A 14,783-nucleotide genomic window follows, 5' to 3' on the forward strand; every position below is an offset into this window, starting at 1 on the left:
TGAGCAGGCCCGCTGGACGGGGCCCGATTTGCTCAGACGTGAATGGCTCGCGTAAGCAAGCTGACGGAATGGCGCGCGCGCCGCGCCTATGCGGTTTTCCCTGAGAGCCCGTGCATCGGCCGGCGCAACGCGGCGTCGAACGGGTTGGTGCGCGGCCCGATCGCGTCGGCCTGGCGCCGCAGCAGTTCGACGACCATCGGCATCCGGTCGTCGCCGAGGCGCGACGCGAGCGTGCCGACGCTCAGCGCGCCGACCGGATAACCGGTGCGATCGAGGATCGGCACCGCGACGCCGGCCATGCCGTCGAGCACGCCGCTGTTGCGGCCCGCGTAACCGAGCTGCCGCACGCGTTCGATCTCGGTGCGCAGGTACACCTCGTCGAGCACGCCGTAGCCGCGAATGCGCGGCACGTTGAAGCGGATCACTTCCTCGCGTTCGGCTTCGGGCAGGAACGCGAGGATCGCGAGGCTGCCCTGCCCGACGCCGAGCGCGATGCGCCCGCCGATATCGCCGGTAAACGAGCGGATCGGGAACGGCCCTTCGCACAGGTCGAGACACACCGCGTCGAAACCGCTCTTCACGAGCAGGAAGATGGTTTCGCCGAGGCTTGCGCACAGCCGCAGCAGCGCGGGGCGGCACAGCGTGCGCATGCTGCTCGGGTTGCCGGCCAGCGCGGCGAGCGCGAAGAAATCGACGCTCAGCCGGTACAGCTTCGACTGCTCGTCCTGCTCGACCATCCCTTCGGCGATCAGCGACTGCAGGATCCGGTGCGCGGTGCCCTGCGTGAGGCCGACGGCCTTTGCGAGGTGCGTGACGCGCACGCCGTCCTGCTGCATGCCGGCCAACGCACGCAGGATCGCGAACGCGCGCTGCAACATGCCGGTGCCCGGCGCGCCGGCCGGATCGGCTTCCTCGTCGGCGCCGGATGCGTGCGCGGCGGGCGTGCCGCGCATTCCGGACGAAAGGGGTTCCTGCATGCCGGCTCTCCTCGACAATTTCATTGAACGGAATACGTCAGCCGCCATTGTCGTCCGGCCGAAATTCGCCAGGCATCCGGGTGTGCACGGGATTGACGCGTGCATTTCGCGGTCCGGTCGCCCTTCATTCAACGGAACGATTTGCATGCGATTCGCCGATCCATTCCGGTCATTGGAATTTTTCAGAAATTCATCCCGTTGAGCAGAATTCGAAATTGACGCTCCGAAATATGGCTGGCTAGAGTCCGCGTCATTGGTGCACCGGCCACTCGGTGTGCGAACCCGGAGCTCCCCATGTCGTTTCTCACGCTGTCGGATCTGACGAAAACCTTCGGCGACCTCACCGCCGTCGCCGACGTCAACCTGTCGGTCGAACAAGGCGAATTCGTGTCGCTGCTCGGGCCGTCGGGCTGCGGCAAGACCACGACGCTGCAGATGATCGCCGGCTTCGTCGACGTCACGCGCGGCCGCATCGCGCTCGACGGGCAGGACATCACGCACCTGAAGCCGAACCGCCGCGGGCTCGGCATCGTGTTTCAGAGCTATGCGCTGTTTCCGCACATGAGCGTCGCGGAGAACGTCGGCTTCGGCCTCGACATGCGCGGCGTCGACAAGGCCGAGCGCGCCGAGCGCATCCGCGCGGCGCTCGCGCTCGTGCGCCTCGATGCGCTCGCGCACCGCTTTCCGCGCGAGTTGTCGGGCGGCCAGCGGCAGCGCGTCGCGATCGCGCGCGCGGTCGTGATCGAGCCGCCGGTGCTGCTGCTCGACGAACCGATGTCGAACCTCGACGCGAAGCTGCGCGAGGACATGCAGTTCGAGCTGCGCGCGATCCAGCGCAAGATCGGCACGACGACGATCATGGTCACGCACGATCAATCGGAAGCGCTGTCGATCAGCGATCGCGTGGTCGTGATGGAAGCCGGCCGCATCACGCAGACCGACACGCCGTACCGCGCATACGAGCGCCCGGAAAACCGCTTCGTGTCGCAGTTCATCGGCAAGGCGAACCTGCTGCCCGGCACGATCGTCGCGCACGACGGCGACGCGATCCGCATCGACCTCGGGCACGATCTCGCCGAGACGGGCCGCACCGCGCACCTGCCGCCGCGCGAACGCGACATGCGCGTCGGCGATGCGGTGTCGGTCTGCATCCGGCCCGAGAAGCTGCGGCTGTGCGCGCCCGATTCAGGCCGCTTCGCCGCGACCGTGACGAGCCGCTTCTTTCTCGGCAGCCAGTGGCTGTACCGCGTCGACAGCGCACTCGGCGAAGTGCTCGTGTGCTGCCAGAACGAAGGCGCTGAACCGCTCGCGGAAGGCGCGCCGGTCGGCATCGACTGGCACAGCGATGCGGTGCGCGTGATGCGCCGGGAGGCCTGAATGCGACAGCCTTCCCGCCCGCTGCCCACCGACGGCGCGACGGCCGGCCTCGCGCGGCCGGCCGCGCCCGACGCCGTGCCGGCCCGCGCCGCCACCGGGCGCACGAAACGCGCGACATGGCGCGCGCATGCGCCGCTGTGGCTGATGTGCGCGCCCGCGTTCGCGCTGTTCGCCGCGCTCGTGCTCGTGCCGCTCGCGATGACGCTCATGCTGACGTTCTACCGCTACGACCCGGCCACCGGCCCGATCGCCGCGTTCCAGTTCGGCAATTACGCGGAAGTGCTCGGCTCGTCGTACTTCCACACGATCTTCGCGCGCACGTTCGGGATCGCCGCGCTGACGACCGCGATCTGCGTCGCGATCGGCACGCCGGAAGCGTACGTGCTGTCGAAGATGCGCGACCCGTGGCGCTCGCTGTTCCTGCTCGCGATCCTCGCGCCGCTGCTCGTGTCGGTCGTCGTGCGCGCATTCGGCTGGAGCATGCTGCTGAACACGAGCGGGCTCGTGAACCAGGCGTTCGGGCTCGTCGGCCTCGGGCCCTACAAGCTCGAATACACGACCTTCGCGATCGTGATCGCGCTGGTGCACGTGATGCTGCCGTTCATGGTGATTCCGGTGTGGACCGCGCTGCAACGGCTCGATCCGCAAACCGAGCATGCGGCGCTGTCGCTCGGCGCGTCGCCGTTCACGACGCTGCGCCGCATCGTGTTGCCGCAGTTGATGCCCGGCGTGCTGTCGGGCAGCCTGATGGTGTTCGGGCTGTCGGCGAGCGCGTTCGCGATTCCCGGCCTGCTCGGCGGACGCCGGCTGAAGGTCGCGGCCACGGCCGTCTACGACGAATTCCTCGGCTCGCTGAACTGGCCGCTCGGCGCGACGATCGCGGTGCTGCTGCTGGTCGCGAACCTCGTCGTGATGCTCACTTACTACCGCGTGCTCGAACGCCGCTACGCGCGCAGCCTCGGAGGCGCATCGCGATGAGAAAGAACGGCCCCTTCGCCCTCGCCTTCCACACGCTCGTGATCCTGTTCGTGCTCGCGCCGCTCGCGATCGTCGTGCTGGTTGCGTTCACCCCCGACGAAACGCTGACACTGCCGACCCACGGGCTGTCGCTGCGCTGGTTCCGCGCGATCCTCGACTATCCCGACTTCGTCACCGCGTTCTTCAACAGCGTGAAGCTCGCGTTCGCATCGGCGACGCTGTCGCTCGCGATCGCGTTGCCGGCGGGCCTCGCCATCGGCCGCGCGGCGTTTCCCGGCCGCGCGTTCCTGAACGGCCTGCTGCTGTCGCCGCTCGTGATCCCCGGCCTCGTGCTCGGCATCGCGCTGCTGCGCTTCTTCGCGCTGATCGGCGCGACCGGCTCGTTCGCGTGGCTCGTGCTCGCGCACATGATCGTCATCACGCCGTTCGTGATGCGGCTCGTGCTCGCGTCCGTCGCGGGCCTCGACCGCAGCATCGAGCAGGCAGCGTGCTCGCTCGGCGCGGACCCGTGGACGACGTTCCGCCGCATCACGCTGCCGATGATCGTGCCCGGCATCACGGGCGGCTGGCTGCTCGCGTTCATCAACAGCTTCGACGAGCTGACGATGTCGATCTTCGTCACGTCGCCGCAGACGGTCACGCTGCCGGTGCGCATGTACATGTACGCGACCGAGTCGATCGATCCGATGATGGCGTCGGTGTCGGCGCTCGTCATCTTCATCACCGCCGGCGCGATGCTGCTGCTCGATCGCGTGTACGGCCTGAACCGCATCCTGATCGGCCAACACTGATGTCGACTCCCGTTTCCCGTTCCCCAAACGACCCGGCAGACGGCGCGCAGTTCGTGCGCGTCGCCGAGCGCGAGCGCGCTGCCGTTGCGTTCACGCTCGACGGCCGCCCCGCGCACGCGCTCGCCGGCGACACCGTGCTCACCGCGATTCTCGTCGCGCAACGCCGCGTGCGCGTCAGCGAATTCAGCGGCCTGCCGCGCGCGGGCTTCTGCCTGATCGGCGCATGCCAGGACTGCTGGGTGCGCACCGAGGCCGGCGCGCGCGTGCGCGCATGCTCGACGCCAATCGCCGAAGGCATGCGGATCGTGACCGGCACGCCGCCCGCACCGGACGGAGGCGCGCAATGAACCACGCACTGCAACCGGTGATCGTCGGCGCGGGCCCGGCCGGCGTGCGCGCGGCCGAGGCGCTGGTCGACGCGGGGCTGCGCCCGGTCGTGATCGACGAGAACGCGCGCTGGGGCGGGCAGATCTACCGGCAACCGCCGGCCGGCGGCGCGTTCGCACGCGGCAAACGCACGCTGTATGGTTTCGAAGCCGCGAAAGCCGACGCCGTGCACCGGACGATGGCCGCGCTGCTGCCGCACGTCGACTACCGGCCGGACACGCTTGCGTGGGCGTGCGGCGCGGGCCGCGTCGATACGCTGCAGGACGGCCACGAAGTGACCGTGCCTTACTCGCACCTGATCGTCGCGAGCGGCGCGACCGACCGCATGCTGCCCGTACCGGGCTGGACGCTTGCGGGCGTCTATACGCTCGGCGGCGCGCAAGTCGCATTGAAGGCGCAAGGCTGCGCGATCGGCCGGCGCATCGTGTTCGCCGGCACGGGGCCGCTGCTTTACCTCGTCGCGTACCAGTATGCGAAGGCCGGCGCGCAGGTCGCGGCCGTGCTCGACACGAGCCCGCTGCGCCGCCAGGCCGCCGCCGCGCCCGCGCTGCTGCGCATGCCATCGATCTTCGCGAAGGGGCTCTATTACATCGGCTGGCTGCGCGCGCATGGCGTGGCGATCGAAACGGGCGTCACGCTCGAACGCGTGCTCGGCGAACAGCATGTGACGGGGCTTGCATGGCGCGCGGCCGGTGACGATGCACAGCTGCATGTGCTCGACTGCGATGCGCTCGGCCTCGGCTTCGGCCTGCGTTCGGAAACGCAGCTCGCCGATCTCGCCGGCTGCCGGTTCGGTTTCGATCCGGTCAATCGCGCGTGGCTGCCCGAACGCGATGCGGCCGGCCGCACGTCGGTGCGCGGCCTCTACGTCGCGGGCGACGGTGCGGGCATCGCGGGCGCCGACGCGGCCGAAGCGTCGGGCCGCCGCGCGGCGCTCGCGATGCTCGACGATGCCGGCATCGCGTCGCCATCGCCGTCCGGCAAACCCGATGCGGCGACGCTGGAACGCACGCTCGCGCGCGTCGGCGCGTTCCGCGCGGGCCTCGAAGCGGCGTTCGCGCCGCCCGACGGACTGGCCGCGCGCTGCCCCGACGACACGATCGTGTGCCGCTGCGAGGAGATCGATGCGGGCACGCTGCGGCGCTGCATCCGTGCCGGCGCCGCAACCGAACTCAATCGGCTGAAGGCGCTGACACGCGTCGGGATGGGCCGCTGCCAGGGCCGCATGTGCGGCGACGCGGCCGCGCTCGTGCTGGCCGCCGAAACCGGCCGCCCGCTCGCCGATGTCGGCCGGTTGCGCGCGCAACCGCCGGTGAAGCCGTTCCCGATCTCGGCCGCGCTCGCAGGCGACGACGTCGCGGCGATTCCCGACGAGGCGCGCGATGAGTGAGGCCCGTCATTACGACGTTGCGATCGTCGGCGGCGGCCTCGTCGGCGCGTCGGCCGCGCTCGCGCTGACACGACGCGGCCTGCGCGTCGGGCTGTTCGAGCGGCGCGACTGCGGCGCGCAGGCGAGCGGCGTGAACTACGGCGGCGTGCGCTGCCAGGGCCGCCCGGCCGAGCAGTTGCCGCTCGCGCTGCGTGCGCGGCGCATCTGGGATCGCCTGCCCGAGCTGATCGGCATCGACGGCGAATTCGTCGTATCGGGCCACTTGCGGCTCGCGCGCAGCGACGCCGATCTCGACGCGCTCGACGCCTACGCGACGCTCGCCGGCGAGCACGGCTTGCCACTGCAGGTGATGCGCGGCGACGCGTTCCGCCGTCGTTATCCGTGGCTCGGCCGCGCGGCGCTCGGCGGCTCGCTGTGTGAAACCGACGGCCATGCGAACCCGCGCCTCGTGTCGCCCGCGTTCGCGCGTGCTGCCCGCGCGGCCGGTGCGGACGTGTTCGAGCACACCAGCGTCGACGACGTTCGCCACGACGGCGCGCGCTTCCACTTTCTCGCGGGCGGCCGCGCATGCACCGCGACGTGGCTGATCAACTCGGCCGGCGCGTGGGCCAACACGATCGCCGAGCGGTTCGGCGAAGCCGTGCCGATGGAGCCGATCTACCCGAACATGTGGGTCACCGAACCGCTGCCGCCGTTCATCACGCACAACCTCGGCGTGTACGGCGGTGGCGTCTACGCGCGGCAAGTGGCGCGCGGCAACTGCGTGATCGGCGGCGGGCGCGGCCGCGGCGACGGCGAATTCGGCCAGCCGTCGGTCGATACGACCCGCGCGGTGATGCGCGATGCGTGCGCACTGCTGCCCGCGTTGCGCGACGCGCTGCTGATCCGCACATGGAGCGGCGTCGAAGGCTGCACGCCCGACCACAACCCGATCATCGGCGCGAGCGGCACGACTCCGCGCCTGCTGCATGCGTTCGGTTTTTCCGGCGGTGGCTTCCTGCTCGCGCCGGGCGTCGGCGACGTACTCGCCGACCTCGTCACGACCGGCGAAACCGCCACGCCGCTGACTGCCTTCTCGATCGGCCGCTTTGCCCCGCAAGCCGCGCCGGCCGCCCCCTTCCCCCAAGAGGAGACCTCTCGATGAAACTGCTCGGAACGATCGCGGCCGCAGCCGCACTCTGCATGGCCGGCGTCAGCGCGCCCGCGTGCGCGCAAACGAAGACGATCTACGTCGGCATGAACGGCGGCCCGATGGAAAAGGCCTATACGAGCCAGGTGCTGCCCGACTTCGAGAAGGCGAACAACGTGAAGGTCGTCGTCGTGCCCGGCACGTCGTCGGACGTGCTCGCGAAGCTGCTTGCGAACCGCAACAAGCCGCAGATCCACGTTGCGTTCCTCGACGACGGCGTGATGGCGCGCGCGGTCAGCCTCGGCGTATGCCAGAAGCTCGACGATTCGCCGGTGCTGAAGGAGCTGTATCCGTTCGCGCGGATGAAGGACGACGTCGGCGCGGGCGTGCAGCTCGGGATGACCGGCATCGCGTACAACAAGAAGCTGTTCGCGGAAAAAGGCTGGACGCCGCCGACGTCGTGGATGGATTTCGCCGATCCGAAATACAAGGGCAAGGTCGTGTTCCAGTCGGCGTCGAGCAGCACGTTCGGCCTGCACGGCTTCCTCGCGATCAACCGGCTGCTCGGCGGCAACGAGCAGAACGTCGAGCCCGGCTTCAGCAAGTGGGCAAGCACGGTCGGGCCGAACGTCGTCGAGTACATCCCGAACTCGGCGAAGATCTCCGAGATGGTGCAGACCGGCGAAGCCGGCCTGTTCCCGCTCACGCCGACCGGTGTCGGCGACCTGCAGGACAAGGGCATTCCGGTCGCGTATGCGAACCCGAAGGAAGGCCCCGTGCTGCTGCTCGTCGACCTGTGCGTGGTGGCGAACAATCCCGATCCGCAGCTCGCGCAAAAGCTCGCGCAATTCCTGCTGTCCGCGCCCGCGCAGACGAAGGCCGCCGAGGCCGGCAAGCAGATCCCGACCAACCGTCTCGCGAAGATGCCCGCGGCGATGCAGCAGAGCCTCGGCAATGTCGACGATCTCGTGCGCAAGGTGACGGTGGTCGACTGGACCGCGATCAACGCACGCCGCGCGCAGTGGGATACGCGCTGGAACCGGCAGATCGAGCGCTGATCCCGCACGGGCGCGGGCGCGGGTGCGTTACCGCAGCCGCTCGGCGAGCGCGCGGGCAACCATGCTCAGCGCGTCGCCGCGTTCGAGCGCGGCGCGCGGCCGGGTGGCGTCGCCGTGCGCATCGAGCGCACGCGGCGCGAAGTCCGGCGACGACGAGAACTTGACGATCGTCAGCGCGGTCTTCGGATCGACGAGGATCGACTGGCCGAAGCGCCCCGCCGCCGCGAACGAGCCGTCGCCGTCGTTCACCTGATACCAGTAGTCGCGATACGCATCACCGTCCTTGCCGGGCACCACGTTGCCCTTCGCGAACAGCGCCGCGTTGTGCGCGGGCTGCAGCGCCGCGCGAATCGTCGCGGCGGGCAGCGCGCCCGGCGCGCCGCCGAGCCCGGTGCGCACGCGTTCCGCGAAGCGCGCGGCATCGCGCAGCGTCGTATACAGCCCGCCGCTCGCCATCGCCATCGCGTTGCGGTCCACGGCGACGTAAGCATCGTCTTCCGCGAAATCGCGCCACAGCCACCGCTCGACCAGCGCGCTCCACGACTGCCCCGTCGCGCGCTGCATCGCCCACGCGACGGCTTCCGGCGAGCCGTTCTGGTAGAACCACAGGCCGCCCGGCGCCACGTCCGGCACGCGCCGCACGGTCTGCAGGAACTCGACGATGCTGGCCGGCGCGCCTTCGCGGTGCGGCACCAGCCCGACGGCGCCGAACAGGCCGAGATCGGGCGGCACGCCCGGCGTATAGGCGGTGGGCACTTCCATGTCCAGGTTCTGCTGCAGCGTCGCGCTGCCGAACGGCGTGTCGGCCAGTTCCGGCACCGCGCGCGACAGCGGCGCGCCCGCGTCGAGCACACCCGATTCGATCATCTGCGCGGCCAGCAGGCCCGTCACCGATTTCGTCATCGACGCCCATGCGTGCGGCTGATCGGGCCGGAAACCGTCGAAATACCGCTCGTAGATGACCCGGCCGCGCTGCACGACGATGAAGCCGTCGGTATGGGTCGCGCGCAGGTACGCATCGAGCGTCAGCGTTTCGCCGCCGATCGTGACCGGCAGCGCGTCGAGACCGGGCGCCGGTTGCGCGGGGAGCGGCATCGGCGCGGCCGCGTGCCGGATGCCGGCCGTCGGCGCGAGCAGCCGCGTGTTGCTCAACGCCCAGCGCAGTCGCGCCGGCGTGAACGCGTTCGCCTTGTTGACGGCCTGCTCGGCCGGCGGCGGAAAACCCTGCATCACGCCCGGCGCGGCGACGTCAGTCGCGGCGGGTGCGGTCGCGGCGAGCATGAGCCCGCCGGCGAGCATGAAGGTGCCGGCCAGCCGGCGGGTGCGCCGGGTAGCGGTAAAGCGTCGATGAATTCGCATCGAGTCATGCCTCGTAGTGAAAAGTGAACGGGCGACGTGCCCGGCCATCAGGGTTGCTGGCCGTCGATTCGCAACAGGTTCGACACCGACGCGACACCGTCGACGCGCCGCGCGGCCGTCGCCGCGAGATTCACCTGGTTCGTATCCGTGACCGAACCGGCCAGCGTCACGTTGCCGTCGCGCACCCGCACGAGGATGCGCGTCGCGTTCAGGTTTTTGGTGCGCGCGAGCGCCGTGCCGACGCGGCGTTGCAGCTTGCGGTCGGCTGCCTTGCGTTGCGCCGGCGACAGGCTGGCCGGCGCAGGTGCCTGCGCGGATTCCTGCACGGGCGCCGACGACGGGGCCACCGCGCTCGCGGCATCGGATTGCGCATGGGCGGCAACGGCGCAGCACGCCGCCATCAGCAGCCCCGCGGCAAGTCGGAATGAAGTACGCATGATCGAATCACACTCCGGAAAAGCGGTTGAAGGAAACCTCAGAACTGCGTCATCAGGCCGATCGACACGCCGGTCGTCGCGCTCGCGCCGCGCCGCAGGTTCAGCGCCGCGATCGTCGCGGGGTCGCGCATGTATGCGCCGGTCATCCCGTTGCGGTCGACTTCGACATACAGCTCGGTGCGCTTCGACAGGAAGTACTCGGCGATCGCATAGGTCGTCAGCTTGTGGCCGTCCGCGCCCGACGCGTTGCCGAGATTGCGCGCGCGGTCATAGAACGCGGCCGCGCTCAACTGCACCGCCGGCAACGGCTGCACGACGACGCCGAACGACGGGATGTCGTCACGCCGCGACGGCGCACCGGCCTTGTTCGCGGTGACGTTCAGCGACGCATAGCTCAGGTAGAAGCGGGCACGGCCGAGCTGCAGCGTGCCGCCCGCCTGGATCGTCTGCGCCGATTGCGAGCCGTCGGGGCTGTACGTCTTCGCGTATGACGCACCGCCCATCAGGTCGGCCAGCGTATACATCGCGGCCGCCGAATAGTTGGTGCCCGCGCGCGACGCGCCCGCGACGCCGCCCGGCGAATAGCTCGCGCCGACCCGCAGCCCGCCCGCCTGCCCGAGATACTTGACCGTGTTGTTGAAACGCGAATCGAGCGTGAAGAAGTTGCCGTCGAACAGCACGCCCGGCTCGACCGACAGCGACTGCCCTCGCCCGCCGAGCGGATCGAGCGCGATGCCGAGATCTTCGGCCGCGTTGAACTGGCGGCCGAGCGTCACGCGGCCGAAGTCGCCCGACAGGCCGACATACGCGGCCTGCGAAAACAGCGTGCCGGCCGTCTTCACCGCGCCGGTGCCGCTGTTGAACGCGCCATCGAGCACGAACAGCGCCTTCAGCCCGCCGCCGAGATCCTCCTTGCCGCGCAGGCCGAACTCGTTGCCCGCGATGATGTTGTTGTTGAAGCCGACCTGACTGCCGCCCGGCAAGCCGTTGACCCAGCGCACGCCGCCGCCGATCCGGCCGAACAGCGTCACGCTGGACTGCGCGTGCGCGGCCCCCGAAAGCGCGCCGATCAGCGCCGCTACCATCACCTTTCTCATGCGTCTCCTCCTTGTTGTCGAATCGTCTCTTTTCTTGCTTTCTTGCTTCCCTGCCAATCGATAAGGATTACTGCGTTTCAGGAACGATCTTTATTCCGGTACGGCCGACGCTGCGGCGTCAGCCGCGCGACTCGCGCATCGCGCCCGGCGTGTCGTGCGGCCGTTGCGCGAGGCGGCGCAGCGAACGCTGCGGATCGAGGCACAGCACGCCGAGCGCGCCGCACAGCACAAGCACCACGCCGCATACGAGGCTCGCCTGCTCGAAACCGCGCGCAGTCGACGCGCCGGCCGCCTCGATCAGCATGCCCGTCACGATCGGCGCGCCGAGGCCCGCGAGCGACGCGAAGCCGTTGCTGAGCGCGAGCACGCCGCCGCGCTGGGCATCGGGCGTGACTTCGGCCAGCATTGCCGGGCCGATCGAATACATCGTCAGCGTCATCCCGCTGCCGAGCGTCAGCGCCGCGAGCTTCGCCGCGCGCGGCAGGTCCGGCAGCGCAAGCGCCGCCAGCAGCAGCCCCGCGATCGCCAGCGTCGTCGCGACGAACACGCCGCGCCCGTAGCGCGACGGCACGCCGCGCGCGAGCAGCACCTGCGACAGCCACGCCAGCGCGAGGCTGAGCGGCGAAGTCGTCGCGACGAACAGCGCGAACATCCGGCCCGCCGCATGCGGCTCGAAACCGAGCCCGAGCTGCAGATAGGCCGGCATCCACGTCAGGCTCATCGCCAGGATCCAGTTCGCCGCGAAATGCCCGAGGAAATTGCCGATTACCGTGCGATCGGTCAGCAGCAGCCCGTACGGCACGCGTTCGTCGCGCGCGAGGCCAGCCGTGCCTGCGACGCGGCCGCCGCGCACGAGCGTGCCCTCCTCGCCGCATGCGGCCCATGCGACGCACCACAACGCGCCGAGCGCCGCGAGCAACGCGAAGTTCGCGCGCCAGCCCCAGTGCGTCGTCACGACCGGAATCGACAGGCCGGCGATCAGCATCCCGAGCGCGCTGCCCTGATGCAGCAGCGCGACCGGCAGGTTGCGCCGCGCATCCGGAAACCACTTGTAGAGCGCGTGCACGGCGACCGGCGACGCAGGCCCTTCGCCCGCGCCGAGCAGCACGCGGCACGCGATCACGACCCAGATCGACCCCGCGACCAGCATCGGCAACTGCAGCACCGACCACGCGGCCGCCATCCCGAACAGCAGCCACTTCGCCGGCCAGCGGTTCGCGGCGATGCCGCCCGCGACGGCCGCGACCGCGAACAGCCAGTTGAGGCTGCCGCCGATCAGGCCGAACTGCGTCGGGCTCAGGTGCAGCTCGCGCATCATCGGCACCGACACGAGCCCGAGCGCCACCTTGTCGAGAAAATTCACCAGCATCATCAGCGCGAGCATGATCGCGATCGACCATGCCCGTGCCGGGCGGTATTGCGTGTCGCCTGTCGTCATCCGTGTCTCCGTGTTTTCTGTCAGGGCCGTCGTGCGCGGCCGCTACGCGTCGTGCTCGCCCAAGCCCGGCACGTGGTCGTCGCCGTCCGGCAGCCCCAGCGAGAACTTCACCGGAAAGCGCACGGCGAGCGCACCGTCGATCTCGCGGGCGACGCCGCGCGCACGCACGTGCGGATCGGCGAACAGCTCGTCCGGGTCGAGAAGCGGCGACACCGGCAGGTCGAATCCGCGCAGCGCGCGCATCCAGTCGTCCAGCGTGCGGCTCACGAATACCGACTTCAGCAGTTCGCTGACCTCGCGCTTGTGCCGTTGCCGGCCGATGCGATGTACAAAACGCAGATCGCGCAGTGCAGGGAACGCGTCGCCGAGCGCATCGCCCAGCGTCATCCAGAACTTGTCCTCGAGGATGCCGAGCGCAAGATGGCGGCCGTCCGCCGTCTCGAACAGGTCGTTGTCGGGCATCACCCACGACGCATCGGACGGCGCTGCGCGATGTGCGCGCGACGCCCATGCGGCGGGCGCCGTCCACGCAAGCGTCGCGTCGTGGATCGATACATCGAGGTGCTGCCCGTGCCCGTTCGCACGTGCGCTCGTCACGGCCACCGACAGCGCCAGCGCCGCATGCATCGCGGCCGCGTAGTCCGCGAGCCGCACGCGCGGCCGCCCGACCACGTCGTCGACCTGCGCCGGGATCGCCCAGTAACCGGCTTCCGCGAGGAAATTCAGGTCGTGGCCGGGGCGCGCCGCATTCGGGCCATCCTGCCCATAGCCCGAAATCGAGCACATCACGATGCGCGGGTTGATGCGCGCGAGCGTGTCGTAGCCGATCCCGAGACGCGCCATCACGCCAGGCCGGAAGCCTTCGACGACGGCGTCGGCTCCGCGCACGAGATCGAGAAAGCGGTCGCGATCCGCCGGCGCCTTCAGGTCGAGTGCGACCGACCGCTTGCCGCGGTTGAATTGCGCGAACACGGCATCGCCGAGCAGGCGCGACGCGTCACCGGTGAGCGGCGGCTCGATCTTGACGACGTCGGCGCCGAGCTGCCGAAGCAGCGCGCACGCATGCGGGCCCGGCAGCAACTGGCTCAGGTCCAGGATCGTCACGTCGTTCAGGCACGACCACGCGGGTTTCGCGTGCGGCTGCGCCGGTTCGTCATCGCGCGGGGCATCGATCGTCATCGCTCACGCTCCCGCGCCGGCCGGTTCGAGAATCGCCTTCGCGATCGTGTTGCGCTGGATCTCGCTCGTGCCGGTCAGGATCCGGAACATCCGCAGCTTGCGGAAGGTCTGCTCGACCGGATGGCCGCGCGTCACGCCGACGTTGCCGTGAATTTGAACAGCCTTGTCCGCGACTTCGAAACAGCGCTCCGACACGAACAGCTTGCACGCGGCGGCCGCCATCCGCAGGTCGGCGCCCGCGTCGGCGAGCATCGCCGTGTGCGCGATCATGCTCTCGCACGCCCACAGCGCGGCGGCCATGTCGGCGAGCATGTGCTGGATCGCCTGAAAGCGCGCGATCGGGCCGCCAAACTGCCGGCGCGTGCGCGCGTAATCGAGCGATGCACGATAGGCCGACATCGCGAGGCCGAGCATCGTCGGGCAATGCAGCAGCCGGTTCACGTTGATCCGCGACATGCCGAGCTTGAAGCCGTTGCCGACGCCGCCGAACACGTTCTCGCGCGGCACGCGCACGTTGTCGAAACGGATGTCCGCATCGATGTGCTGGCCCGACATCGGCACGTATTCGTGCTCGACGGTGACGCCCGGCAGGTCGAGATCGACGAGCACCGCCGTGATCTGCGGCGGCGTCGCGGCCGCGTCGGTCACGCACATCACGATCGCGAAATCGGCGAACGGCGCGCCACTGATGTAGTGCTTCGCGCCGTTGATCACGAGCGAGTCGCCGTCCTCGGTCGCGCTCGTGCTGATGCTCATCGCGTCCGAGCCCGAATGCGGTTCGGTCAGCGCGAAGCAAGTCGATTTCTCGCCGCGCATCACCGGCTTGAAATAGCGCTCGAGCTGCTCAGCCGTCGCGTACTTCAGCATGTTGCCGACGCGCGGCGGCCCGCCCAGTTCGCCGAGCACGTGCGGCGCAAGCGCCGCGCCCGATGCGGCGAGGTCGGCCTTCAGCGCGCAGGTCTCGACGATCGACAGGCCCTTGCCGCCGAGCGCGACGGGCAGGCTCGCGGTGTAGAAACCGAGTTCCGATGAACGCCGCCACACGCGGCGCAGCACGTCGCGCGGCCACACGGCCTCGGAGTCGAGCCGCAGCTCGCGCTCGATCGGGCGCAGTTCGTCGTCGACGAAACGCAATACGGCCGCGCGCAGCGCGACGAATTCGGGGCGGTCCAGATGATCGAACATG

At 69.8% G+C, this 14,783-nt stretch carries 14 protein-coding genes; 7 read left to right on the forward strand and 7 right to left on the reverse strand.

Translation table 11 applies throughout. The features are described 5' to 3' along the window. Positions 1 to 86: 86 nt before the first annotated feature. Positions 87 to 977: an IclR family transcriptional regulator gene (locus tag H3H55_RS29020; RefSeq protein WP_193101204.1), complete on the reverse strand. Its 891-nt coding sequence runs from the start codon at positions 975 to 977 to the stop codon at positions 87 to 89. Between the two features lie 294 nt (positions 978 to 1,271). Between H3H55_RS29020 and H3H55_RS29025 the strand changes: the two genes are divergently transcribed. Genes H3H55_RS29025 through H3H55_RS29055 form a run of 7 tightly spaced genes read left to right on the forward strand, consistent with a single transcriptional unit; the run spans position 1,272 to position 8,087 of the window. Continuing rightward, on the forward strand, positions 1,272 to 2,354 hold the full coding sequence (locus H3H55_RS29025; protein ID WP_129516656.1) for an ABC transporter ATP-binding protein: 1,083 nt from the start codon (positions 1,272 to 1,274) through the stop codon (positions 2,352 to 2,354). Then, a complete protein-coding gene (locus tag H3H55_RS29030) occupies positions 2,355 to 3,332 on the forward strand; it encodes an ABC transporter permease (RefSeq protein WP_193101205.1) in 978 nt (325 codons plus the stop codon). Beyond that, on the forward strand, positions 3,329 to 4,123 hold the full coding sequence (locus H3H55_RS29035) for an ABC transporter permease (protein ID WP_048245245.1): 795 nt from the start codon (positions 3,329 to 3,331) through the stop codon (positions 4,121 to 4,123). Before H3H55_RS29030 ends, H3H55_RS29035 begins: the two co-directional genes overlap by 4 nt. Continuing rightward, positions 4,123 to 4,470, forward strand: coding sequence for a (2Fe-2S)-binding protein (locus H3H55_RS29040; RefSeq protein ID WP_193101206.1), 348 nt, complete (start codon positions 4,123 to 4,125; stop codon positions 4,468 to 4,470). Before H3H55_RS29035 ends, H3H55_RS29040 begins: the two co-directional genes overlap by 1 nt. Continuing rightward, positions 4,467 to 5,900, forward strand: coding sequence for an NAD(P)/FAD-dependent oxidoreductase (locus tag H3H55_RS29045; protein WP_193101207.1), 1,434 nt, complete (start codon positions 4,467 to 4,469; stop codon positions 5,898 to 5,900). The genes H3H55_RS29040 and H3H55_RS29045 overlap by 4 nt, the downstream gene beginning before the upstream one ends. Next, the gene (locus H3H55_RS29050) at positions 5,893 to 7,044 is read left to right on the forward strand and encodes an NAD(P)/FAD-dependent oxidoreductase (protein WP_193101208.1); all 1,152 of its coding nucleotides are present in this window, start codon (positions 5,893 to 5,895) and stop codon (positions 7,042 to 7,044) included. Before H3H55_RS29045 ends, H3H55_RS29050 begins: the two co-directional genes overlap by 8 nt. Further along, positions 7,041 to 8,087, forward strand: a complete 1,047-nt coding sequence (locus H3H55_RS29055; RefSeq protein ID WP_129516650.1) for an ABC transporter substrate-binding protein — start codon at positions 7,041 to 7,043, stop codon at positions 8,085 to 8,087. Before H3H55_RS29050 ends, H3H55_RS29055 begins: the two co-directional genes overlap by 4 nt. 27 nt (positions 8,088 to 8,114) lie before the next feature. On the opposite strand, the gene H3H55_RS29060 is transcribed toward H3H55_RS29055, so the two are convergent. From H3H55_RS29060 to H3H55_RS29085, 6 genes are all read right to left on the reverse strand, one after another. After that, positions 8,115 to 9,446 carry a serine hydrolase domain-containing protein gene (locus tag H3H55_RS29060; protein ID WP_129516649.1) on the reverse strand — a complete coding sequence of 444 codons (1,332 nt, stop codon included), beginning with the start codon at positions 9,444 to 9,446 and terminating at the stop codon, positions 8,115 to 8,117. A 47-nt stretch (positions 9,447 to 9,493) separates the two neighbouring features. Further along, on the reverse strand, positions 9,494 to 9,883 hold the full coding sequence (locus H3H55_RS29065) for a BON domain-containing protein (protein WP_129516648.1): 390 nt from the start codon (positions 9,881 to 9,883) through the stop codon (positions 9,494 to 9,496). Positions 9,884 to 9,921: 38 nt separating this feature from the next. Then, a complete protein-coding gene (locus H3H55_RS29070) occupies positions 9,922 to 10,980 on the reverse strand; it encodes a porin (RefSeq protein WP_193101209.1) in 1,059 nt (352 codons plus the stop codon). A gap of 118 nt (positions 10,981 to 11,098) precedes the next feature. Next, a complete protein-coding gene (locus H3H55_RS29075; protein WP_193101210.1) occupies positions 11,099 to 12,418 on the reverse strand; it encodes an MFS transporter in 1,320 nt (439 codons plus the stop codon). A 42-nt stretch (positions 12,419 to 12,460) separates the two neighbouring features. Beyond that, positions 12,461 to 13,597, reverse strand: a complete 1,137-nt coding sequence (locus H3H55_RS29080; RefSeq protein WP_193101211.1) for a CaiB/BaiF CoA transferase family protein — start codon at positions 13,595 to 13,597, stop codon at positions 12,461 to 12,463. Between the two features lie 3 nt (positions 13,598 to 13,600). Then, positions 13,601 to 14,782 (reverse strand): acyl-CoA dehydrogenase family protein, encoded by a 1,182-nt coding sequence (locus tag H3H55_RS29085; protein ID WP_193101212.1) that lies wholly within the window; start codon positions 14,780 to 14,782, stop codon positions 13,601 to 13,603. Position 14,783: the final 1 nt, after the last annotated feature.

The sequence above is a fragment of the Burkholderia sp. Z1 genome (assembly GCF_014893795.1).
In the GTDB taxonomy this organism is placed as follows: domain Bacteria; phylum Pseudomonadota; class Gammaproteobacteria; order Burkholderiales; family Burkholderiaceae; genus Burkholderia; species Burkholderia theae.